This window comes from Pseudoalteromonas aurantia (genome assembly GCF_005886875.1).
GTDB lineage: Bacteria > Pseudomonadota > Gammaproteobacteria > Enterobacterales > Alteromonadaceae > Pseudoalteromonas > Pseudoalteromonas aurantia_A.
Map to the genome: position 1 here is coordinate 1 of NZ_PNBY01000175.1, position 257 is coordinate 257.

At 47.5% G+C, this 257-nt stretch carries 1 protein-coding gene; it reads left to right on the top strand.

All coding sequences use genetic code 11. The features are described from left to right. On the top strand, positions 1-257 hold a 257-nt coding region (locus tag CWC18_RS21155; protein WP_171041183.1), incomplete at both ends, for a hypothetical protein.

Here is a 257-nt window from a genome sequence, read left to right on the forward strand (position 1 = left end):
ACTGCAGCACTCAGTTGGTCTGAATGGATCAAACAGTTGGCAGAGCAGGAGCACCAGTTATGGGGCCATCGTCGTTATCCATTAGCGACATTGAGACGTGAAGTGGATGGAGAGGAGCTCTTTAATACGCTCTTTAATTACACCCATTTCAGAGCATACGCACAGGAGAGTGTTGGCGAAGCCTTGTTGTTCGAGCGTGGGGCTGATGGGCTAACTGATGCCGCTTTTGAGCACTCAAATTATCCATTTATTTTACA